Source organism: Homoserinimonas sedimenticola, from assembly GCF_026094475.1.
Lineage (GTDB): Bacteria > Actinomycetota > Actinomycetes > Actinomycetales > Microbacteriaceae > Homoserinimonas > Homoserinimonas sedimenticola.
Map to the genome: position 1 here is coordinate 2140668 of NZ_JAPELL010000001.1, position 20585 is coordinate 2161252.

The window sequence follows — 20585 nt, forward strand, 5'->3', positions numbered from 1 at the left end:
CTGTGTGCCGCCTGAATGCCCGCGGGACGCAGGCGAGAGTGGGAACATGGGGGCATGCGCCACGTCCTCCCGACCCTCACGTCGCCCCTGCGCACCATCGGCGCGCGGGACTTCGACTTCTCGCAGAGGGTCGCCGTCATGGCCATCGTCAACCGCACGCCCGACTCGTTCTACGACCGCGGGCGCACCTTTGCGCTGGATGCCGCCGTCGACGCGGCGCTCGCCGCCGTCGAGGCGGGGGCCGACATGGTCGACATCGGAGGGGTCCCCTTCGCGCCCGGCGAGCCGCTCAGCGCGGAGGAGGAGGCCGAGCGGGTCGTCCCCGTCATCGAGGCCGTGCGCGCGGCATCCGATGTCGTCGTGTCGGTCGACACGTTCCATGCCGAGGTCGCTCGCCGCAGCATCCTTGCCGGAGCCGACGTCATCAACGACACCACCGGGCTCAGCGATCCCGACATGGTGCCCGTCGTTGCGGAGGCCGGCGCCCACCTCGTCATCACGCACAGCCTCGCCGCGCCCCGCACACAGTACGCGCGGCCCAGCTACAGCGATGTCGTGCGCGAGGTCGCCGGGTTCCTGCACGAACGGGTCGCCGCCGCCGTGGAGGGTGGGGTGCCCGAGGAGCGACTCATCATCGACCCGGGGCCCGACCTCAACAAGAACACGCTGCACACGCTTGAGCTGGTGCGCCGCTTCGACGAGATCGCGGCCCTCGGCCTGCCGGTGCTCGCTGCCCTCTCCAACAAGGACTTCATCGGCGAGACGCTCGACGCGCCCAAGTCGGAGCGGCTCGAGGGGTCGCTCGCCGCAGCCGTCACCTGCGTGCTGCAGGGCGCGCGCATCGTGCGCGTGCACGAGGTCGCCCCGACCGTCGCGGCCGTGCGGATGGCCGAGGCTATCCTCGGCCTGCGTGAGCCCGCCTACCTCAAGCACAACATGGGCGACGCCAATGACTGACGCGATGACAGGCGCGATCCGGATGCTGCAGCTCTACACGGGCCTCGATGACGACGGTCTCGCCTCCGTGTACTCCGTGCGGGACCGCTCGGTGCCCTGGCTGCGGGTCAACATGGTCTCGACCGCCGACGGTGCTGCGACGCGGGACGGTCTCTCGGGGGGCCTCGGCACAGCGGCCGACCGTCGCGTCTTCTCCGTGCTGCGCCGGCTCTGCGACGTCATCGTCGTCGCGGCGGGGACGGTGCGAGCAGAGGGCTACTCGGGCCCGCTCGTCGACGAGGCGGGCAGGGCGTGGCGTCGTGCGGAGGGCCTCTCCGAGCATCCGAGGTTCGCGGTCGTCTCGCGCAGCCTCGACCTCGACCCGGCCGTCCTCGCCGCATCGCCCGAGAGGCCGCTCGTCCTGACCTGCGAGGACGCGCCGGCCGATCGGCGCGAGGCGCTCGCGGCCGTCGCCGACGTGATCGACTGCGGCGGCGCATCCGTCGACACGCGGCTCATCAAGGAGCGGCTCGCCGACCGCGGCATGCCGCAACAGCACTGCGAAGGCGGTCCGTCGCTCCTGGGCGCACTCGCGGCTGACGGGACTCTCGACGAGCTGTGCCTGACCGTGTCACCCACCCTCGAGGGCGGCGCGGCGTCTCGCATCGCGGTGGGGGCGGGTGCGGCATCCGTGCCCCTGCGGCTGGCGCATGTGCTGGCGGCCGACGACGGCACACTCCTGCTGCGCTACACGCGCGCCTGAACTGTTAGGCCGCGACCTCGAGGCTGTGCGCGTCGAGGATCTCGTAGCTGTAGCCCTGCTCCGCGAGGAAGCGCTGGCGGTTCTGTGCGTAGTCCTGGTCGACGGTGTCGCGGGCGACGAGCGTGTAGAAGTTCGCGGGCAGTCCCGACTCCTTGGGGCGCAGCAGCCGCCCGAGGCGCTGGGCCTCCTCCTGCCGTGAACCGAATGAGCCCGAGACCTGAATCGCAACGGTCGCCTCGGGCAGGTCGACCGAGAAGTTCGCGACTTTCGAGACGACGAGCACCGTGAGCCGCCCATCCCGGAACTCCTGGAACAGCCGCTCCCGCTCCGCGACCGGCGTCGAGCCCGTCAGCTGCGGGGCATCGAGAGCCTCCGCGAGTTCCTCGATCTGGTCGAGGTATTGCCCGATCACGAGGATGCGCTCGCCCGCGTGCTTGAGCACGAGCTGCTTCACCACATCGAGCTTGGCGGGCGCCGTCGAGGCCAGGCGGTAGCGCTCGTCATCGGCGGATGCCGCATACTCGAGCCGAGCATCCTGGGGCAGGTCGATGCGCACCTCGTAGCAGGAGGCCGGCGAGATGTAGCCCTGCGCCTCGATCTCCTTCCACGGGGCGTCGAAACGCTTGGGGCCGATGAGGCTGAAGACGTCGCCCTCGCGGCCGTCCTCCCGCACGAGCGTCGCGGTCAGGCCGAGGCGGCGGCGGGCCTGCAGTTCGGCCGTGAGCTTGAAGACGGGGGCGGGGAGGAGGTGCACCTCGTCGTAGACGACGAGACCCCAGTCGAGCGCGTCGAGAAGCTCGAGGTGGGCGTACTGGCCCTTCCGCTTGGCGGTGAGGATCTGGTAGGTCGCGATCGTGACCGGCTTGACCTCCTTCGACTGGCCGGAGTACTCGCCGATCTCCTCCTCCGTCAGGGAGGTGCGCTTGAGGAGTTCCGCGCGCCACTGGCGGGCCGACACGGTGTTGGTCACGAGGATCAGGGTGTTGGCCCGCACCTCGGCCATGGCACCCGCCCCCACGAGGGTCTTGCCCGCCCCACAGGGCAGCACGACGACACCGGAACCGTGCTCGGCGAAATTGCGCACCGCATCCTGCTGGTAGGGGCGCAGGTGCCAGCCGCTCTCGTCGAGGTCGAGGTCGATGTCGTGGGGAGTGCCCGGCGTGTAGCCGGCAAGGTCCTCGGCGGGCCAGCCGAGCTTGAGCAGTTCCTGCTTGACCTGCCCGCGCGCCCACTGCTGCAGCACGACCGTGGTCGGGTCGCGGCGCTCGAAGAGCAGCTCGGCCACCTTCTTGGCGCGGCCGATCTCGGCGAGCACCGCCGTGTCGGTCGCCCGCAGCAGCAGCGTGCCCTCCTCGTCGCGCTCGATGCGCAGGCGACCGTAGCGCTCGACCGTCTCGCGGATGTCGACGGCGACACTCTGCGGCGTCGGGAACTTGCTGTAGCGGTCGAGCGTCGCCAGCATGTCCTCCGCCGTGTGGCCGGCCGCCCGCGCGTTCCACAGGCCCAGCCGTGTGATGCGGTAGGTGTGCACATGCTCGGGGGCACGCTCGAGCTCGGCGAAGATCGAAAGCTCGTGGCGGGCATCGGCGGCGAGCGGATGCGCGACCTCGAGCAGCACGGTGCGGTCGCTCTGCACAATCAAGGGGCCGTCAGTCATAACGGGCCAGTCTACGCAAGTTGGCTGGGCGGCCTCCTGCCCGGAACCGCACCCGCTTCCGCACCCGCACCAACAGCGCGGTGTTTTCTGCTCAGAGCGCGCGCAAGAAGGGCAGCGTTGAGCAGAAAACACCGCGTTGTTGTGACGGGGCCGGCGCGCGGCTGGGGCACGGTGCGAACATGGGGTGCGCGTGCTGCGCAGCACGGCGCGAACACGGGGTGCAGATGCTGCGCAGCACGGCGCGAACACGAGGTGCGGATGCCGCTGGGCACCGCCTGCGGGGGCTAGTCCGCCGCCCGCACCGCCGTCACGCTCGAGAGCGGCAGGGTGCGCTCAATCTCGCTGCGCCGGTCCCTCGCCCGCATCCGACCCCCCGAGACGCTCGTCGGTTCGAGCTCGTAGTCGACGACGTCGCCACCCGGCATGCGGATGCTCACCACGAGAGCTGTCTTGGCGCGCGCCGCCGACTCGATCTGCTTGCCGAGCCACGCGGTGTTCGTGGCATCCGCGTCGTCGTCGCCTGCCTCATCGGCGAGGCGAGTGACGAGTTCGGCGAGGGGGTCGGCAAAGCTGTGCCGGCCCGTGCGGGCGATGCGGTGCCGGCGCAGGGCGAGCACCTGCCCGCCGTCGTCCTCCGCCGCGACGGGGTAGCGGGCGTCGCTCAACGACCAGAAGACCAGGTCGCGGTCGAAGCGGCTCACGAGCCGGTGCTCGCTGATGCGGGCGAGGCCGAGGGAGGCGAGCGACTGGTCGACCGCGACGGTTCCCAACAGGTCGGCGTCGTCGGAACGCAGGTAGCTGCGGGCCCCGTGCGCGGGGTCGTCCGGATCGAGGGTGTCGCCGTCGAGCTCGCCGACGCGCAGCAGGCCGTAGCGTGCGGCGCCCTCCGTGATGAGGTAGTCGAGGGGCTGCGGGATGCCCGTGCTCGAGATTCCGCTGAGGAACTCGCGCAGACTCTCCGCCGTCTCCCCGGCCGTGAGGGCGCGGTTGACGCTCGCGGCAGAGATCCGGTAGGTCGTGGCGAGGCCGCGGCCCTCGACGTCGGCGACCACGCGCATCCGCTCGTCGATCGCGGGCTGCAGGGGCCCCGGCGCGACGACGGAGAGGTCATGCTGCAGGTACACGGTGTCGACCTCGTGCGGCAGGAGGGGGCGGATGACATCCTCGGCCTCGTCGGCCCGGCCGGCGAGAAGGAGGGCACCCGGGCCGCTGGGGGCCTGCGCCGCCGTGATGCCGAGCAGTTCCGCGTCGCGGGTGTAGGCGGTGACGCGCTCATCCATCCACTCGCCACCGACGGGGTAGAGCCAGTCGATGTAGGAGCGCAGCCCATCACCCCAGATGGCGTGCGAGCGCTCGCCGAGGAGGTTGCGGATGTCGTCGGGCAGTCGCGAGAACCAGGCCGCGGTCAGGGCGCGCCAGCGCGTGCTGGTGGGTTGCCCGAGCCACCTGTTGCCCTGCTCGGTCGTCATCCAGCTGCCGCCTTCGCGGCAGACGAGCTCCCCGCGTTCCGCGAGCGATAGGTAGGCGGAGACAGTGTCGAGGTCGACGAGCATGGTGGCGGCGAGCCGTTTGGCGTCGGGGAGGGCGACCCCACCCTTGGCGAGTTCCCGTGCGGGCTGCCGCTCGAGTTCGAGCAGCAGTTCCGTCATGGCGCTTGTGGCGGTGAAGGCCCGTTCGGCGGCGAGCTTGTCGATGAAGCGTCGCTCCACGTCGGGCACCCGCTCGAGCGCCGCACCCGCGTCGTCGCCCGCGAGCTGCTCGAGACTGGGCAGCCCGAAGACCGGCCAGGAGCGAAGCTGGTCGCACACGGCGTCGAAGCATTCGAATGCGTCGCCGACGCGCCGCGCGAGCAGCAGGCCGGCAGCAGCGTCGAGGTTGTCGCCGACGGCACCCGCATGGGGAGGCCGCGAGGAGAGGGGGGCGAGGGCATCCGCGATCTCGGTGGGTGTCATGGGGCGCTGTTCGCGCGCGAGGAGCGCGAGGGCGGTGAGCGTGTGGCGGTCGAGGCGGGTGAGCGCCTGCTGCACGGCGTCGTGGGCGAGTAGGGCGTCGGCGAGGTCGAAGTGGTCACGGATGCTCGCGGTCGCCGCCGGGCTCAGCCCCAGGTCGCGCGCCCGCAGCCCCGCGAGCAGTTCGTCGTGGGGCATGGCGCGCAGGGTTGCCGCGAGCGTCAGTGTGTTCCCCATGCTTGCCTGCGTTCCGTCCCCGCGCCGTTGCAAGGACCGTTGGTGTTCGGGCGGTCTAACTGCTGCGGTTGGCGCGGGAGCGGCGCACGGCCGTCACGACGAGCAACACGATCGTGAGCACGAGCGCCACCGGGAGCGCGATGCCGGGCAGCATGATGACGGTCACCCAGAAGGGCCCGACCTCGCCCGCGATCGCGCCCGTCGCGTAGCCGATCATGGAGATGGCGAAGCAGACGAGAGCGACGATGACGAGGCCCGCCACCATGAACGCGAGGATGCGCTGGATGCGGTTGGCGGGCTCGGCTGCTGAATTGCTCACGGGTCAAGGATAAGGCCATGCGACCCCGTTAGGCTTAGGTTCTCGGCGCTCAGCGCACGGCACCACGATCGAGAGGTAGGACCATGCCCACCGGCAAGGTGAAGTTTTACGATGACGACAAGGGCTTCGGCTTCATCAGTTCCGATGACGGCCAGGAGGTCTTCCTGCATGCCTCAGCCCTTCCCGCGGGAGCGACCGTGCGGTCGGGCACGCGACTCGAGTTCGGCGTCGCGGAGGGTAAGCGGGGAGCGCAGGCGCTGTCGGTTCGCGTGCTGGACGCTCCCCCGAGCATGACGCGGATGAGCCGCAAGCCTGCCGACGACATGGCGGTCATCGTCGAGGACCTCGTGAAGCTCCTCGACGGCATCGGGGGCAACCTCAAGCGCGGCCGCTACCCCGACAAGTCGCACGGCGCCAAGATCGCGGCGATGCTGCGCAAGGTCGCGGACGAGTTGGATGCCTGAGTCGGCCGAGAACCTCGCCGGCCCCGCCGACTTCGAGCTTGCGCGGGAAGCTCTGCTCGAGATGACGAGCGCCGAGACCATCGGGGAGCCCGCAGGTTCGATCGATGAGGGCCAGGGCACCGTCACGCTGTACTTCGACGCGAAGAAGCCCGGCTACCCGGGGTGGCGGTGGACGGTCAGCGTCGCCCATGTCGAGGGCTCGGAACCGACCGTGCTCGAGACCGAACTGACCCCGGGCGATGATGCTCTCCTCTCGCCCGACTGGGTGCCGTGGGCCGACCGGCTCGCCGACTACCAGGCGGCCCAGGAGGCCGAGCGCGCGGCGGCCGAGGCGGATGCTGCAGCGGACGAGGACGACGACTCCGACGACGACAGCGATGACGACTACTACGACGACGATCCCGATGATGACGACGCCGCGCTGCTGCACGGTGGCGACCTCGACGGGGTCGACATCGACGAGATCGCGCCTGATGCAGACGACGAGTCGGACGACGACGAAGACGAAGACGACGACGCGGACGACGACGAAGACGACGACGACAGCGAGTCGGACGACGACGAGGAAGAGTAGCCCTCGGCCCTGTCGTTAGTGCCTTATCGTCAGTGCCTTTGTCGTTAGCGGCCGTGGCGGCGCTGCGTGTAGGCGAGGCCGAGGCTGCCGAGCACGATGCCGGCGATGCACGACCATAGCCACATGGTGGGGATCTCGGTTCCGAAGAGTGGCTTCGCCACGAGCACGGCGCCGAGGGCCACGAGCCACGCGAGCAGCCCGACGATCATGGGCTTGCGGTCATCCGTGTCGACCGGCTCCGGGTCGGGCCGGCGCTCGGATTCCTTCAGCCAGAGGCGCATGAGCCTGTCAGCTCTCCAGCGCGCCCACGACGTACTCGATGCTCTTGATGAGCTGGCGGATGTCGTCGGGCTCGATCGCCGTGAACGTCGCGATACGCAGCTGGTTGCGGCCCAGCTTGCGGTAGGGCTCGGTGTCGACGATGCCGTTGGCTCGCAGCGTCTTGGCGATGGCCGCAGCATCCACGTCGTCGTTGAAGTCGATCGTGACGACGACCTGTGAGCGGTCGGCGGGGTTCGTGACGAAGGGGCGCGCGTAGTCGAGGCCCTCAGCCCAGTCGTACAGGGCCGAGGAGGATTCCTTGGTGCGAGCATCCGCCCAGCTGAGCCCGCCGCTCTCGTTGATCCAGCGCACCTGGCTGTCGAGCATCAGGAGGGTCGAGAGCGCGGGGGTGTTGAGGGTCTGGTTGAGGCGCGAATTGTCGACCGCCTGCTTCAGGCTGAGGAAGTCGGGGATGTAGCGGTCGCTCGCGGCGATGCGCTCGACACGCTCGAGGGCGGCGGGGGAGAAGAGCGCGAACCAGATGCCGCCGTCGGAGGCAAAGTTCTTCTGCGGGGCGAAGTAGTACACGTCGGCCTGCGAGGCGTCGAAGTCGATGCCGCCCGCGGCGCTCGTCGCGTCGATCACGGTGAGGGCGCCCGCATCGCCGTTCACGCGCGTGATGGGGGCCATGACACCCGTGGAGGTCTCGTTGTGGGTCCAGCCGTAGAGGTCGATGCCCTCCCGGGCGACCGGCTCGGCGCGCGTGCCCGGCTCGGCCTTGATGACGTCGGGCGCCTCGAGCCACGGGGCGGCGGCGGCCTTGGCGAACTTGCCGCCGAATTCACCGAAGGTCAGGTTCTGGCTGCGCTTCTCGATGAGACCGAATGCCGCGGCATCCCAGAACGCGGTCGAGCCGCCGTTGCCCAGCACGACCTCGTAGCCCTCGGGGATGCGGAAGAGCTCGCCGAGCCCCTCCTGCACGCGCTTGACGAGGTTCTTGACGGGCGCCTGCCGGTGCGAGGTGCCGAGGAGCGACGCCCCCTCGGTCGCGAGGAACTCGATCTGCTGCGGGCGGACCTTGGAGGGGCCGCATCCGAAGCGTCCATCGGTGGGCAGGAGGTCGGAGGGGATCGTCACGTCGGCCATGCCACGATTCTAAGGGCGACCGCCGACGCTCCCGGCATACCGGGGATGTCGCCGCCACAGGTTAGGCTAGCCTGAACGCTTGCGGCATCTGGAGGGCGACGTTGACCGATCTCATTGACACCACTGAGATGTACCTGCGCACCATCTATGAGCTTGAAGAAGAGGCCATCATCCCGCTGCGCGCGCGCATCAGTGAGCGTCTCGGTCACTCGGGCCCGACCGTGTCGCAGACGGTCGCCCGCATGGAGCGCGACGGGCTTGTCGTCGTCGAGAACGACCGCCACCTCAAGCTGACGCAGGCCGGCCGCGCGAAGGCCGTCTCGGTCATGCGCAAGCACCGGCTAGCCGAGCGTCTGCTCGCCGACGTGATCGGGCTCGAGTGGTCGCTCGTGCACGAGGAGGCGTGCCGCTGGGAGCACGTCATGAGCGAGCAGGTGGAGCGGCGCATCCTCGAGATCCTCGGCCACCCCACTCACTCGCCCTACGGCAACCCCATCCCCGGCCTCGACGAGCTGGGGGAGACCCCCACCACGCCGTTCGGCACGGGCGTCGTCAACATCGTCAATTACACGCTCGGCGCGGTCGGGCCGGTCAGCGGCGAGATCAAGCGCCTCGGTGAGCCCGTGCAGTACGAGGCCGAGCTGCTCGAGCAGCTGCGCACGGCCGGTGTGGTGCCGGGCGTGAAGGCCAAGTTCTCCGCATCGGGCTCCTACGTGCTGGTCGAGGTCGAGGGCAGCGACGAGGGCATCGAGCTGCCCAACGAGGTCGCGCAGCACGTGTACGTCGGCATCAAGTAGGCGTTTACCTTCTCGAAACCCGCTGCTCTGCGGTTTTCGGGCATCCGCGCGTTACTCTGGTGTTCTTGCAATTTCGAACCAGATTTCGGGAGAGCGTTATGACTAGGGGTGACTCCATCCGAACCGCGGATGCGCGTCGCCCTGCGCGGGTCATAGGCGCCGGCGGCCGCCGGTTGTCGATGGCGCAGCACGAGCTCATACGCCCGAGCGGTCGGCGAGGCGCCCTCTTCTGCGCGCCACACCTACAAGGCACTGCCATTTCGGCGGTGCCTTTTCTCGTTAACGAGGGCGCTCATTCCTGTGGATCGAGGTCGCACGGTTAAGCCCCTGCAAGCCGTGCAGGGCGCAATCGCGAAGGACAGCAATGCGCACGCTCGTATTGAACGCCGGATATGAACCCCTCGCCATCGTCAGTTTCACCCGAGCCATCGTGCTCGTGCTCAACCAGAAGGCGACCGTGCTCGCGCATGATGCCGAGCATCCGGTCTATTCGCAGTCGGATGTCTTCGAGAGACCGTCGGTCATCCTGCTCAACCGCTACGTGCGCATCCCGAGCAGCCGCGCCATCCCCGTGAGTCGGCGCGGGGTGCTGCGCCGCGACGACCAGAAGTGCGCGTACTGCGGCCACCACGCGACCACGATCGACCACGTGCTGCCGCGCTCCCGCGGCGGGCGTGACACGTGGGAGAACCTGGTGGCGTGCTGCCTCAAGTGCAACAACCTCAAGGGCGACAAGACCCCGCGCGAGATGGGGTGGACGCTGCTCTCGCGGCCACAGGCGCCGCACGGCACCTCGTGGATGGTGCGCGGGGTGGAGCGGGCGCAGCCGCAGTGGGAGGAGTTCTTGGCGCCTGCGGCGTAGGACGATTTGCGTACCGCGGCTCGCGGGCACATTCTCAGCTGGCGAAGGCTGACACGACTCGTTCGACGGCGGCCGCATCGCCGCTGATCTGCATCTGCTCGAGTGGGACCCCCTCGTACAGCACGCCCACCCAGGTCGATGAGTCGCCGCTGACGAGGGCCTGAGCATCCGGGGCGGGCCCCCGCACGATGGCGAGTTCCGTGGCCCACTGCAGCCGGTAGTCGTAGGGGCGGGCTGTGTCGTGGCGCTCGTCGTGGAGGCGAAGCTCCAGCACCGCTGGCGTCGTGAGGCCGGATCGGGGGGCCATCGTGAGCATCGACTGCACCGCGGCATCGGGGGTCAGGCCGGACTCGGCCGGATGCCACGTAGGCGAGGCCTGTGCCCAGCGCCCAAGCGATTCGAACACGGGTCGAAGTTGCTGGCCCCATGCGCTGACCTGGTAGGCCGTTGCGCGTGCCGGGGCGGGCAGCGTGGCCCGGTCGATGAGGCCCGCCGTCTCGAGTTCGCGAAGCCGCGAGGTGAGCACGGCCGGCGTCACGCCTCGCACTCCTTCCGCGAGCTCGTTGAAGCGTTTGGGGGCGAGCATCAGTTCACGCAGGATCGGGTAGGTCCAGCGGTCGCCGATGAGTTCCATCGCGTGGGCGGTGGCGCAGCCGTCGCCGTGGTCGGTGTACGAGCGTTTTGTCGGCATCCGTCCATTCTGCCACTTCTGCTATGGACAGCATAGCGAACACTATGTTAGACATAGCACATGACTACCGCCGCTGCAAGAACTCAAGACTCCGGACTGATCACCTCGGCCGATGGCGCCGAGATCGCGTGGAGCCGGACCGGGTCGGGCCCTGACCTCGTGATGGTGCACTGCGTCGCGGTGTCTCGCGCGACGACTCCCCAGCCGACGCTGCCGGCCGCGCTCGCCGAGCACTTCACGGTGTGGACCTATGATCGCCGGGGCACCGGGCAGAGTGGGAGCGTCGCTCCGTATGCCGTCGAGAGGGAGTTTGACGACCTCGCGGCCGTCATCGGCCTCGCCGAGGGTCGGCCCGTCACCGTGTATGGCTTCTCGTCGGGGGCGACGCTGGCGATGCTCGCCGCAGAGGCAGGATTGCCGATCGAGCGGTTGACGCTGCTGGAGCCGCCCCTGATGCCCGACGCCGACCCCGGGTTCGGGATGCGCACCGAGGCGCAGCGTCTCATCGAGGCCGACCTCGCGGCGGCCCGTCGCTGGTTCGATGTTGAGGTTGTCGGAGTGCCCGCGGAGGTGCTGGAGCAGCTGCCGCCGCACTCTCACGAGAGCCTGGAGAACACCCGCACGATCGTGCACGAGCTGACCTTCTTGCCTGGCACGCCCCCGGAGCGGTTCGCCGAGTTGGCCACCCCCACGCTGGTGCTGGCGTCGGATGCCACGGACCCGGGCATGCTCGAGGGCGTGCAGCGCCTGGCTGCCGTGAGCCCGGCGGTCACGTTGGTAGTTCTTCCCGGCGAGTGGCATGGCCTCGATGACACGACCCTCACCGACGCCATTCGGAGCTTCGTCATCGGCTGACGCTTTTGGCGTCAGCCCGAGTCACCGGCGCTCGACGATGCCCCGGATGAACCCGGCCTGCCCCACGTGCTGCAGGTCGTCGCCGATGACGCTGACGAGGCGCACGGCGAGGGTGACGGGCGGGACCCAGTTCTCGTCGACGATGCGTGCGAGGTCGTCGTCGCTGAGACCGCGCACGTAGTCGAGCGTCCTGGCCGCGACATCCTCGTGGTAGCCGATGAGCTCCTCGGCCGTGACGCCCTGCACCGCGGCGACCTCGTCGGGCGTCTGCCCGTAGCCGGTGGCGGATGCGTCGAAGGGGAGGCCGAAAGCATCCGCCCAGCCTTTGGTGGCCCAGATCTGCTCGGCGCCCATGACGTCGGCGATGTGGTCGTCTTGCACGCGGGTGAGGTGCCAGATGAGCCAGGCGATCGTGTTGGACTCGGCGTCGACTCGGTGGGTGAGTTGCTCGGGGGTGAGGCCGCCGGTGGTCTGGCGCACGGTCTCGCGGATGCGCTCGAAGTGGTCGGCGAGGAGGTCGGTGGCGGTAGACATGGGTCCACTCTGCGTCTGTTGGTGGCGGCGTGACACCCCTCGGCCACCCGCCGTTGAGAAGACACATATTCGTCTTCCGCCGCGCCGTTTCGGCTCCTGAAGACGAATATGCGTCCATTCATCAACGCCGCGACCGGATGCTTCACCCTCGCGAAACTCGGCCGGAACGAGCATCCGCGGCTCTGCGTAGGCTGGCGCCATGCGCGTGGTCTTCGCTCCGGACTCCTTCAAGGGCACGGCCACGGCCGCCCAGGCTGCCGCGTGGCTGGCGGAGGGGTGGCGCTCGGTGCGGCCGGGCGACGAGCTGGTGCTGCTGCCGATGGCCGACGGCGGTGAGGGCACGCTGGACGCGGTGCGCGGCGCGGTTCCGGATGCTCGGCGCATGCCGGTCACGGCGACGGGCCCCGACGACCGCCCCGTCGACACGGAGTGGCTGCTGCTGCCGGACGGCTCGGGCGTGGTCGAGCTGGCGGGGGCGAGCGGCATCCTGCTGCTCGATGAGCTCCGGCCGACGTCCGCCCACACGGTGGGGCTCGGCGAGGCGCTCGCGGCAGCGCTCGACTTCGGGGTGACGCGGCTGTTCGTGGCGATCGGTGGGAGCGCGTCGAGCGACGGTGGGGCCGGTCTTCTGTCGGCGCTCGGTGCCGTGCTCGTGGATGCGTCGGGCATGCCGGTGCGGCGGGGCAACGAGGGGCTCGGGGGTGTGGCATCCGTGGACCTGTCGGGGCTGCGCCCGCCGCCGTCGGGCGGGGTGGTCGTCTGGAGTGACGTCAGCAACCCGCTGCTCGGTTCGGAGGGGGCTGTGGCGGTGTTCGGCGCGCAGAAGGGTGTGACGCCTGAGCTGGCGCCGGCGATGGAGGGCAACCTCGCGCGGTTCGCCGATCTTGTCGAGCCGGCCGTCGGAACACGGCTGCGGGATGCTGCGGGCGCGGGCGCTGCGGGAGGCACCGGGTTCGGGCTGCTCGCGTGGGGCGCAACCCTCGTCAGCGGAAGCCGCTCCATCGCGCACCTGATCGGGCTGCCGTCTGCGGTCGCGTCGGCCGACCTCGTGGTGACGGGCGAGGGGCGGTTCGACGCGCAGTCGGCGCGGGGGAAGGTTGTCACGGCGGTGGCGGAGATCGCGAGGGAGGTGCCGGTGGCGCTTGTGGCTGGGTCAATCTCTGGCTCGGTCGGCGGCTTTGCTCACCAGGTCTCGTTGTCGGCGCTCGCCGGATCGTCGGCTGGCCCTATGGCGGACTCCGAGCGGTGGCTCCGTTCCGCGGGCGCGGAGTTGGCGCAAGACTGGCGACGCGGTCAGGCGCGTTCGCTAGACTCGATGCGTTCGCCTCTGTAGCTCAATGGAAGAGCACCTCCGTCCTAAGGAGTTGGTTGGGAGTTCGAGTCTCTCCAGGGGCACCGTTCGGAATATCGGGTTCGCGTGAGGTCCAGCGTGGGGATGCTGTCGAAGTGCTCTCCGTCGCCCCGATCTCCGGCGTGTACGACAAGGTCACCAAGGCGCAGGCCAACGACGTCGCGGCCGAGATGACCTACCGCCTGGGTGTGCTTCTCGGCGAAGCCGCCGACTAGCGGCATACTCGGTGCCGTGACGGGAGCGCCGAGCGGATTCGAGTACTCCATCGTCGGCGGGTCTGTGGAGATACGTCACCACGGTCGCCGCGCGGTGGTGCTCCGCGGTGCCGCGGCCGAGAAGTTCCTCGCGGATGTCGAGCGCCGCGATCCCCAGCAGGTCATGGCGCGCGCGACAGGCAACTACAAGCGGGGCAACGAGCGCAGGGCGGGGCGGTAGCGTCGTTTGCCACGCGCGCCGGAGCATCTGAACGGGCCCCTCGACCCGCGCGGGATGGCAAACGCCTAGAAGGCGCGTTCGATCGACAGAACGGTCTCTGTGCACATCGTTCGTAGGGCACTCGGGACTGGATCGGAGTGATCCGGGTATCTGGCTCCTGCGCTGTTGATGCGAACGGGGTTGAGGCCTCCGCTTCGGGTGACCGCCCTATAGGTTTCCGGCAGGTTGGGGTCTACATGTGCCCCGCCGTCGAAGTTTGCGGCGTGCAGAACGAACCAAGAGCGGTCGATCGGGGCGTTGTCGAAGTCGAACAGCGGGCTGCGCCACCACTGGGCGAATGTACATTCAGACGTCGGAACCCCCGAAACGTGCTTGTACCCGGGCTCGCTTGCGCTGTCCACCCACGGGGGCCCGGCGAATCGCCCCTGCTCTAAGGGCACTGCAGAGAGCCATGTCATGCGATCTCGCAATCCAAGCTGCGTGAGCAAACTCCTGGACACGGCTGTGTCGTGCACGAGCGTACGGATGCCCACCGCTATGCGCTTCGACTCCGAAACGACCCCAGAGTCGAAACTGATTGCAGAGGCTCTCATCCACTCGATTTGCTCGCTGAGGCGCTCCATGAGCTCGCGTTTGGGCCGCATCTGCGCAGACTAGCGGTCATCCGAATGGATGCACGCAAGGGAGAACATTGGCGGCAAACGGAGCGTGTGTTGATTCGCCGGCCGCTCGTGTTGCAGCCACGAGCCGCGAAATCCAGCTTCTCGCTGGCTAGCGCCTGCTCAGGCTCGCCTGCCACCGCCGATACTCACGTGTGAAGAGAGCGCCGGCGACAGCCACGACGCCGAAGTCGTCGACAAATCCCAGCGGGCCGAGGATGAGTTCCGGGATCGCGTCAATCGGCGAGATGGCGTAAATGACGGCGGCAGCAGCGGCGAACCACGTAGTGGGAGCGATGCGGTGTTCGCCGCTCTTGACCGCGCCGAGAAACCTCCAGAACATGCACTAAGTGTGACGCATCGCCGAAGGTGATAGCGCCGCGCTATCATTCCGACATGGCTGCAACGGAGGTTGGCAGGGTGCTGCGCCAGCGTCGGCACGAGGCTGGGCTGTCCCAGCGGCAGCTTGCCGTGCGGTCCGGCGTGCCCCAGCCCAACATCGCCGCGTATGAGAGCGGTCGACGCACGCCTTCGGCCGAGACTCTCACGCGGCTTGAAGAGGCACTGAGCGTCCCCACCCTCGCGCGGCTCCATGCGGCCCGGGATTCCATCATCGAAGCGGCTGCGCAACGTCGGTTGAGCGAGGTCCGAGTCTTCGGATCGGTCGCGCGCGGGGCGGCGGGCGCGGGGTCGGACGTGGACCTGCTCGTGCACCCCGAGCCTGAAGCATCCGTCTTCGACCTCGCCGGTTTCATGGCCGAGGTCGAAGAGCTGCTGGGCGTGGCTGTTGATGTGGTCTCCGATAGGGGAACCGGCCCGACCATGGATCGCATCCGCGGTGAGGCTGTGCCCCTGTGAGCCACGAGGTGGATCGCACGCGGGCGATCCTCGCGGATATTGCGCGGTTCGCTGTGACTGCGAGGCGCGTCGTCGCCCGGGGGCACGAGCGCTTCATCGACCCGGAGGATGACGACCAGCGCCGAATCGCGCGATCACTCGTGGTTGACCTGTCGGCTGCCGCCGATCGGCTGCCCGAGTCTTTTCGTGCCGCACACCCGGAGATCGACTGGCGTGGCATCCGGGCCGTTCGCAACTTCATCGCCCATGACTATGACGGCACCGACGAGGAGATCCTGTGGCAGGCGATCGCGGTGCAGTTCCCGGTGATCGTGGCTGCGCTCATCGAGTGAGCGAACCAGCCCGCCGAATGGACAGCTGCCCTGCGAGCTCGTGGTGGCACATCCCGCTGTGCCCGGGCATACTGCCCGCATGGACTGGTTGGTCGCTGCTGCCATCATCGGTGGCATGGGCGCGGTCATGTGGGCGCTCGCCATGCTGGGCCGGTGGTTGCGTCGGCGCGGCACGGCAGGCGCGGCAATCGCGTCAGCGATGGCGACCTACAACGAACTCCATCTTTCGAGCGACCACCGCTCATTCGCGGAGATGAAGGCCGAAGACGAGCGGCGAACTCCGGATGTCGCGCCCGACCCCCTGCGCAGGCGATGACGTCCATGCGCGTCCTGATCGCCGGCGCCGGCATTGCCGGCCTCACCGCCGCCGCTCTGCTCGGTAGGCAGGGCCACGAGGTGCTCGTGGTCGAGCGAGGGGCGGATGCCGCAGCATCCGACGCCGGCTACGCGCTTGCCCTCTGGCCGCACGGCACCCGCGTGCTGCACTCGGTGGGCGTCTACGAGCAGCTGGTGGCTCGCAGCGCGGCGATGGAGCGGTACACGGCGGGTCGGAGCGACGGCCGGGTGCTCTCGTCGTCGACGATTCCGCCCGAGGTGACGGAGTTCGGGCACCTGGGGCTCATCCCGCGCGGGGAACTCATCGCGCTGTTGCGGGACGCCGCGTCGGCAGCAGACATCCGGTACGGCCGCCGTGTGGTCGCAGCGCAGCAGGCCGCCGACCACGTCGAGGTGCAGCTCGATGACGGCAGGGTCGAGAAGGGGGATGTGCTGATCGGCGCTGACGGAATCGGCTCGGCAGTGCGGTTTGCGGTCGCCGGGCAGGCCCCCCGTTTCGACACGGGCTGGGCGTGCCTGGTGTGGTGGGCGGATGCCGCGCTCGTCGACCAGGGCGAGGTCACCGAGCGTTGGGCGCCCGGCAGCTTTCTCGGCACCTACCCGTGCCGCGACCGGCTCTGCGTCATTGCGGGCGCACCCAAGGAGCGCTTCCGCCACCGGGAACGGAACGCGGATGCCGCGGCCGAACTTCTTCGCGCGTACGGGCTCACCGACCCCCGCTGGTCGCCACAGCTCGATGACGCTCCCACGCTCTGGCCGATGTCTGACGTGCGCGCGCCGCGGTGGGTGTCGGGTCGAATCGCCCTCGTGGGGGACGCCGCCGCCGGGTTCCTCCCCACGGCGGGAGTCGGGGCATCCATGGCGCTCGAATCGGCGGCAGCGCTCGCCGATGAGCTGTCGCGGACCGACGCCGCATCGGCTCCCAAGTCGCTCGCCCTGTATGAGCGCCGCCGGCGCGACCGCACCGAGAGTGCGCAGACGCTCTCCCGACGCCTCGCCCGTGTGACGTTCGTGCGGTCGCGCCCCGTCGCGGCCGTGCGAGACCTGATTCTCGCCCGCAGCAGCATCCAGAGCCTCGTCGGGCCGCTGTTGCGCGACCTCGAGCGCCCGATCTGAGCCTTGTCGCGCCCCGGGTTCGGCTGCCATGGTGGGCCCATGGATGACGACGTCGAGCTGCTGCTCTCCGGGCCTCGCGGGCGTCGGCTCTGCCTCCGACTGGCGGGCAGCGATCCGGATGTCGCGAGCACTCTGTTCTCGCTCGCGCAGGAGATGGATCCGAGCAGGGGATCGTCGCGTCGCTATGTCGCCTTCGTCTCGTCCGGCCCGGCCTCTCCGCCGGAGCCGCCCCCGACCCTCGCTGTGCTGGTCGAGCAGATCCGCTCCCTTCACCGGCCGACGATCACCCGCGCCACCCTGAAGGAGGCGCTCGAGGAGGCCGTCTGGTCGGCCATGTACTGGCAGCCGCCCTACGGCGAGGATGTTGTCGCCGAGCAGCCGGAGGTGCGCGACGCCCTGCGACCCATCGCCCGCGCGGTCATGTCGTCGCGGGAGGTGCAGTGGTGGCGGCATCCGGTGCAGAGCGAGCAGTGGGTGATCGACTGGAGCTCGCCCGAGTTCCCCTGGTCCTTGCCGCAGGATGCCGCGCAGGAGCTTGCCCGCTGGGGTGAGGCCGTGCGGGCCGAGGAGGCCCGAATCGCGGTGGAGGACCCGCACGCCCGCGTCTCGGGGGCGTGGTGGTCGACCACGACGGTCACCCCGACGACGGTGGGATGGATTCCAGACGCGCTCGACCTGGTCGAGGATGCGCTCAACTGGGAACAGGCGCGCGTCATACCGGTGCGCGCCGAGGGTCGGGTGCTCGAGGTGGATGCCGACACGGCCACCATCATCGCGGGCTGGTCGCCCGACACGACCATCTGGTTGCGGGATGTTGCCTACGACCTCGATGACGCGGAAGAGTGGATGCTCGAACCGCAGCCCCGCGTCTGGTCACGCCGAACGTAGGGATACGCGCCAGCGCCTTAAACGGTGAGGGCCTCACCGAATGACGAGGCCCTCACAGAAACTGGGTATCAGTCGTTCAGGTGGTCGATCGCGTAGGCGGCTTCCTCGACGGTGAACTTCTCGCCATACTCGCTAACGAGTTGGTCACGGATGCCCTCGGGCGACATAGCCATCGTCTCCTGGTATGACTTCGCCTTGGCCAGCGCGTTCGCGTTCCAGTCTGCGTCGACGTTGTCAACGCCGTACTGGGCCGCCTCCGGCGAGAACTTCTCGCCGTACTCCGACGTGAGCTGGTCGTAGATTCCGGCCTTGCTCATGTGCATGATGTCTGAGTAGCTCTGTGCCTTGATAAGGGCAGACACATATTCAGCGGGGACAGCTGGCGTCTCGGGCTCAGCAGGCTCCGTCTCTTCAGGTTCCGCGATCGGTTCAGCAGGTACCTCCTCAACCTCTGGTTCGGCGGGCTCTGAGATTGACGTTGACGGCTTGTCCAAGGACGCGCTGTTCACCACGGCTCCGATGCCAGCCGTCATACCGATCGAGGCGAGCGCGGCCACCCCGCCGAGGACGATTCCCGTCACCGCCAACCCCTTTGACTGCTTCTTCCGCAACGCGAAGATGCCGAGCACGACAGCGGCGACACCTACTAGGGCGCCAAACACCGGAATCAGGCCGGTGAGGAATGCCACGATGCCGACGATCAGTGCGGCGAGTGCGAGGCCCATGGCCTTCGACGGGGTCGCTGCGGGCGGGGTCGCTGTTGCTGTGGATGCTGCAGTCTCGGGTGTGTGCTCCGTGGGAGGGGTCTGAGGCGTGGGCTCAGGCGCCGCCCCCGACGGCTCTGATGTAGTCATGCCCGAAGTATGTCAGCCCTGAAGGAAGCCTCACTCTTGCCCGCAGGGGAAGCGCTGGAGCGAGGGAACGCTCTCTCCTTGCGGAAACGAAACGTTCGCTTGCCCCCGGATCCCCGCTAGCACAGGCATCGGCGCACGCACCATCTCCCAGACCCGGCCGCACTCGGCGGCGGGTCGCGGTCTTCTCTGTCCCCTGAATTGGGACGCCTTCTGTTCCTCCGACCTACCGAGGTAACCCGACCGGATATAGCGTCCTCCGAAGAGCCAGAGAAGGGCGATGGAAGGGCGGCAGGATGCACCACCACGGTGAGATTGCGCTCAGCGGCGAGTCGCTGCTGCTCATCCCCTTCGTTTTCGCGGCGGCCATGTACCTCGCCGGCGTCGTGCTCCAGATGCGGCGTGGGCGGCCCTGGCCGCAGGAACGGACGGCCCTGTGGATGCTCGGGCTCGTGGTCGCGGCATCCGGAGCCCTCGGCCAGCTGGGGCACAGCAGCTTCGCGGGGCACATGGCGGCGCACCTCGCCGTCGGGATGGTCGCGCCGCTGTTGCTCGTGCTCGGCGCGCCCGTGACCCTCGCCCTGCGCTCGCTGCACATCGTGCCGGCGCGGCGGCTGAGCCGGCTGCTGCGGAGCATCCCCGCGCGGATGCTGATGAATCCGGTCGTGGCCGCCACACTCAACGTCGGTGGAATGTGGGTCTTCTATCTGACGCCGCTGTATTCGCTGGCGCAGGGGGCGTGGCTGTTCCACGTGCTTGTCATGGTGCACTTGCTGATCGTCGGCTTCCTCTTCACGGCGGCGATCGTCACCCCCGATCCCTCGCCGCACCGCTCTTCGTTCGCGCTGCGTGCGGTCGTGCTGCTGCTCGCGCTCGCCGCGCATGCCGTGCTCGCGAAGTACCTCTACGCCAACCCGCCCGCGGGCGTCGCGCTCGCGGAAGCGCAGGAGGGTGCACAGCTCATGTTCTACGGCGGCGACCTGGTCGACCTCGTGCTGCTCGCGCTGCTGGGCGCGCAGTGGTACCGCGTCTCCGGGCGGCGGCTGGCCCGAGCATCCGTCGCCCTGGAGAGGAGAGCGGCGTGAACACCCGCACCTACTGGGGCGCGCTCCTGCTCGGCGTCGCGGCGATGGCGGCGGTCGACGAGATCGTGTTTCACCAGATCCTCGCCTGGCACCACTTCTACGACGGCTCGACGACCGCGGTCGCCCTGCTCTCCGACGGGCTACTGCACGCGGGGAAGCTCTTCGCCTTCGTCGCCGGGTTCTTCCTAATGCTCGACGCGCGTCGCCGCGAGACCTTCCGGGCGGATGCCGCGTGGGCGGGCTTCCTCGTCGGCGCGGGCGCCTTCCAACTCTTCGACGGGCTCATCAACCACAAGGTGCTCGGCCTGCACCAGGTGCGCTACGACGTGGAGCTGCTGCCCTACGACCTCGCGTGGAACGCGGCCGGGCTCGCACTCCTTGCGGCGGGCATCCTGCTGACCGTGCGGGCTCGACGCGGGTCCCGGTGCTCCCGCACTCCGTAGGGGCCTCGCTGACCCCGGCTCCCGGCGCTCCCGCACGCCGCAGCCTCCTCCCGCACCCCGAAACGCGTGGGGGCGGGAGACGGTTTCGGGGTGCGGGAGCATGCGGAGGGTCGGCGGTGCGGGTGCGGGAGCGTACGGAGCGTAGGGATCAGCTGCAATGTCGGTGGCGGCCACTACCGTATCGCG

At 69.1% G+C, this 20585-nt stretch carries 25 protein-coding genes and 1 tRNA gene; 17 read left to right on the forward strand and 9 right to left on the reverse strand.

The features are described from left to right. Nucleotides 1-54: 54 nt before the first annotated feature. Both folP and OH146_RS10255 read left to right on the forward strand, forming a co-directional pair. Complete coding sequence (gene folP, locus OH146_RS10250; protein ID WP_265160112.1) at nt 55-957, forward strand: dihydropteroate synthase; 903 nt, start codon at nt 55-57, stop codon at nt 955-957. Continuing rightward, nucleotides 950-1699: a pyrimidine reductase family protein gene (locus OH146_RS10255; protein ID WP_265160115.1), complete on the forward strand. Its 750-nt coding sequence runs from the start codon at nt 950-952 to the stop codon at nt 1697-1699. The genes folP and OH146_RS10255 overlap by 8 nt, the downstream gene beginning before the upstream one ends. Nucleotides 1700-1703: 4 nt before the next feature. Here OH146_RS10255 and OH146_RS10260 read toward each other — a convergent pair whose 3' ends face one another. The 3 genes from OH146_RS10260 to OH146_RS10270 form a co-directional block, all read right to left on the reverse strand. Further along, entirely contained in the window at nt 1704-3356 is a 1653-nt protein-coding gene (locus OH146_RS10260) for a DNA repair helicase XPB (RefSeq protein WP_265160117.1), read from the reverse strand. Between the two features lie 284 nt (nt 3357-3640). After that, on the reverse strand, nt 3641-5542 hold the full coding sequence (locus tag OH146_RS10265) for a helicase-associated domain-containing protein (protein ID WP_265160120.1): 1902 nt from the start codon (nt 5540-5542) through the stop codon (nt 3641-3643). A 55-nt stretch (nt 5543-5597) separates the two neighbouring features. Further along, nucleotides 5598-5861 (reverse strand): hypothetical protein, encoded by a 264-nt coding sequence (locus OH146_RS10270; protein ID WP_265160122.1) that lies wholly within the window; start codon nt 5859-5861, stop codon nt 5598-5600. Between the two features lie 83 nt (nt 5862-5944). Here OH146_RS10270 and OH146_RS10275 point away from each other — a divergent pair, with 83 nt between their 5' ends. Together OH146_RS10275 and OH146_RS10280 are read left to right on the forward strand one after the other, a co-directional pair. Next, nucleotides 5945-6325 carry a cold-shock protein gene (locus OH146_RS10275; RefSeq protein WP_265160124.1) on the forward strand — a complete coding sequence of 127 codons (381 nt, stop codon included), beginning with the start codon at nt 5945-5947 and terminating at the stop codon, nt 6323-6325. Next, nucleotides 6318-6899, forward strand: a complete 582-nt coding sequence (locus OH146_RS10280; RefSeq protein ID WP_265160126.1) for a DUF3027 domain-containing protein — start codon at nt 6318-6320, stop codon at nt 6897-6899. The genes OH146_RS10275 and OH146_RS10280 overlap by 8 nt, the downstream gene beginning before the upstream one ends. A 44-nt stretch (nt 6900-6943) precedes the next feature. Here the strand turns inward: OH146_RS10280 and OH146_RS10285 are convergent, their stop codons facing one another. Together OH146_RS10285 and serC are read right to left on the reverse strand one after the other, a co-directional pair. Continuing rightward, nucleotides 6944-7180: a DUF2530 domain-containing protein gene (locus tag OH146_RS10285; RefSeq protein WP_265160128.1), complete on the reverse strand. Its 237-nt coding sequence runs from the start codon at nt 7178-7180 to the stop codon at nt 6944-6946. A gap of 7 nt (nt 7181-7187) precedes the next feature. Further along, nucleotides 7188-8306: a phosphoserine transaminase gene (gene serC, locus OH146_RS10290; RefSeq protein WP_265160131.1), complete on the reverse strand. Its 1119-nt coding sequence runs from the start codon at nt 8304-8306 to the stop codon at nt 7188-7190. A 101-nt stretch (nt 8307-8407) separates the two neighbouring features. Here serC and OH146_RS10295 point away from each other — a divergent pair, with 101 nt between their 5' ends. Both OH146_RS10295 and OH146_RS10300 read left to right on the forward strand, forming a co-directional pair. Next, nucleotides 8408-9103, forward strand: coding sequence for an iron-dependent transcriptional repressor DtxR (locus tag OH146_RS10295; RefSeq protein WP_265160132.1), 696 nt, complete (start codon nt 8408-8410; stop codon nt 9101-9103). A gap of 364 nt (nt 9104-9467) precedes the next feature. Continuing rightward, complete coding sequence (locus OH146_RS10300) at nt 9468-9965, forward strand: HNH endonuclease (protein WP_265160135.1); 498 nt, start codon at nt 9468-9470, stop codon at nt 9963-9965. A gap of 34 nt (nt 9966-9999) precedes the next feature. Here OH146_RS10300 and OH146_RS10305 read toward each other — a convergent pair whose 3' ends face one another. Beyond that, nucleotides 10000-10656: a winged helix-turn-helix transcriptional regulator gene (locus OH146_RS10305; RefSeq protein WP_265160138.1), complete on the reverse strand. Its 657-nt coding sequence runs from the start codon at nt 10654-10656 to the stop codon at nt 10000-10002. A gap of 60 nt (nt 10657-10716) precedes the next feature. Here OH146_RS10305 and OH146_RS10310 point away from each other — a divergent pair, with 60 nt between their 5' ends. Beyond that, entirely contained in the window at nt 10717-11511 is a 795-nt protein-coding gene (locus OH146_RS10310) for an alpha/beta fold hydrolase (protein ID WP_265160140.1), read from the forward strand. Between the two features lie 21 nt (nt 11512-11532). On the opposite strand, the gene OH146_RS10315 is transcribed toward OH146_RS10310, so the two are convergent. After that, nucleotides 11533-12045 (reverse strand): mycothiol transferase, encoded by a 513-nt coding sequence (locus tag OH146_RS10315; RefSeq protein WP_265160143.1) that lies wholly within the window; start codon nt 12043-12045, stop codon nt 11533-11535. Between the two features lie 199 nt (nt 12046-12244). On the opposite strand from OH146_RS10315, the gene OH146_RS10320 reads away from it, so the two are divergent. The 3 genes from OH146_RS10320 (at nt 12245) to OH146_RS10330 (ending at nt 13831) form a co-directional block, all read left to right on the forward strand. Next, entirely contained in the window at nt 12245-13378 is a 1134-nt protein-coding gene (locus OH146_RS10320) for a glycerate kinase (protein WP_265160146.1), read from the forward strand. Beyond that, nucleotides 13369-13440: transfer RNA gene (locus OH146_RS10325), tRNA-Arg, on the forward strand. The genes OH146_RS10320 and OH146_RS10325 overlap by 10 nt, the downstream gene beginning before the upstream one ends. Nucleotides 13441-13627: 187 nt before the next feature. Further along, nucleotides 13628-13831, forward strand: a complete 204-nt coding sequence (locus OH146_RS10330; RefSeq protein WP_265160148.1) for a hypothetical protein — start codon at nt 13628-13630, stop codon at nt 13829-13831. A gap of 771 nt (nt 13832-14602) precedes the next feature. Here OH146_RS10330 and OH146_RS10335 read toward each other — a convergent pair. Then, on the reverse strand, nt 14603-14833 hold the full coding sequence (locus tag OH146_RS10335; RefSeq protein ID WP_265160150.1) for a DUF1232 domain-containing protein: 231 nt from the start codon (nt 14831-14833) through the stop codon (nt 14603-14605). Between the two features lie 53 nt (nt 14834-14886). Here OH146_RS10335 and OH146_RS10340 point away from each other — a divergent pair, with 53 nt between their 5' ends. From OH146_RS10340 to OH146_RS10360, 5 genes are all read left to right on the forward strand, one after another. Then, nucleotides 14887-15348 carry an XRE family transcriptional regulator gene (locus tag OH146_RS10340; RefSeq protein WP_265160153.1) on the forward strand — a complete coding sequence of 154 codons (462 nt, stop codon included), beginning with the start codon at nt 14887-14889 and terminating at the stop codon, nt 15346-15348. Next, entirely contained in the window at nt 15345-15680 is a 336-nt protein-coding gene (locus OH146_RS13985) for a HepT-like ribonuclease domain-containing protein (protein ID WP_265160156.1), read from the forward strand. Before OH146_RS10340 ends, OH146_RS13985 begins: the two co-directional genes overlap by 4 nt. 79 nt (nt 15681-15759) lie before the next feature. Continuing rightward, the gene (locus tag OH146_RS10350) at nt 15760-15996 is read left to right on the forward strand and encodes a hypothetical protein (RefSeq protein WP_265160158.1); all 237 of its coding nucleotides are present in this window, start codon (nt 15760-15762) and stop codon (nt 15994-15996) included. A gap of 5 nt (nt 15997-16001) precedes the next feature. Beyond that, a complete protein-coding gene (locus tag OH146_RS10355; protein ID WP_265160160.1) occupies nt 16002-17132 on the forward strand; it encodes an FAD-dependent oxidoreductase in 1131 nt (376 codons plus the stop codon). A 39-nt stretch (nt 17133-17171) separates the two neighbouring features. Next, nucleotides 17172-18020 (forward strand): hypothetical protein, encoded by an 849-nt coding sequence (locus OH146_RS10360; protein WP_265160162.1) that lies wholly within the window; start codon nt 17172-17174, stop codon nt 18018-18020. A 68-nt stretch (nt 18021-18088) separates the two neighbouring features. Here the strand turns inward: OH146_RS10360 and OH146_RS10365 are convergent, their stop codons facing one another. Continuing rightward, nucleotides 18089-18745: an Ltp family lipoprotein gene (locus tag OH146_RS10365; protein WP_265160164.1), complete on the reverse strand. Its 657-nt coding sequence runs from the start codon at nt 18743-18745 to the stop codon at nt 18089-18091. Between the two features lie 422 nt (nt 18746-19167). Between OH146_RS10365 and OH146_RS10370 the strand changes: the two genes are divergently transcribed. Further along, nucleotides 19168-19956, forward strand: coding sequence for a cytochrome c oxidase assembly protein (locus OH146_RS10370; protein WP_265160167.1), 789 nt, complete (start codon nt 19168-19170; stop codon nt 19954-19956). Continuing rightward, nucleotides 19953-20399: a DUF2243 domain-containing protein gene (locus tag OH146_RS10375; RefSeq protein ID WP_265160170.1), complete on the forward strand. Its 447-nt coding sequence runs from the start codon at nt 19953-19955 to the stop codon at nt 20397-20399. Before OH146_RS10370 ends, OH146_RS10375 begins: the two co-directional genes overlap by 4 nt. Nucleotides 20400-20585: the final 186 nt, after the last annotated feature.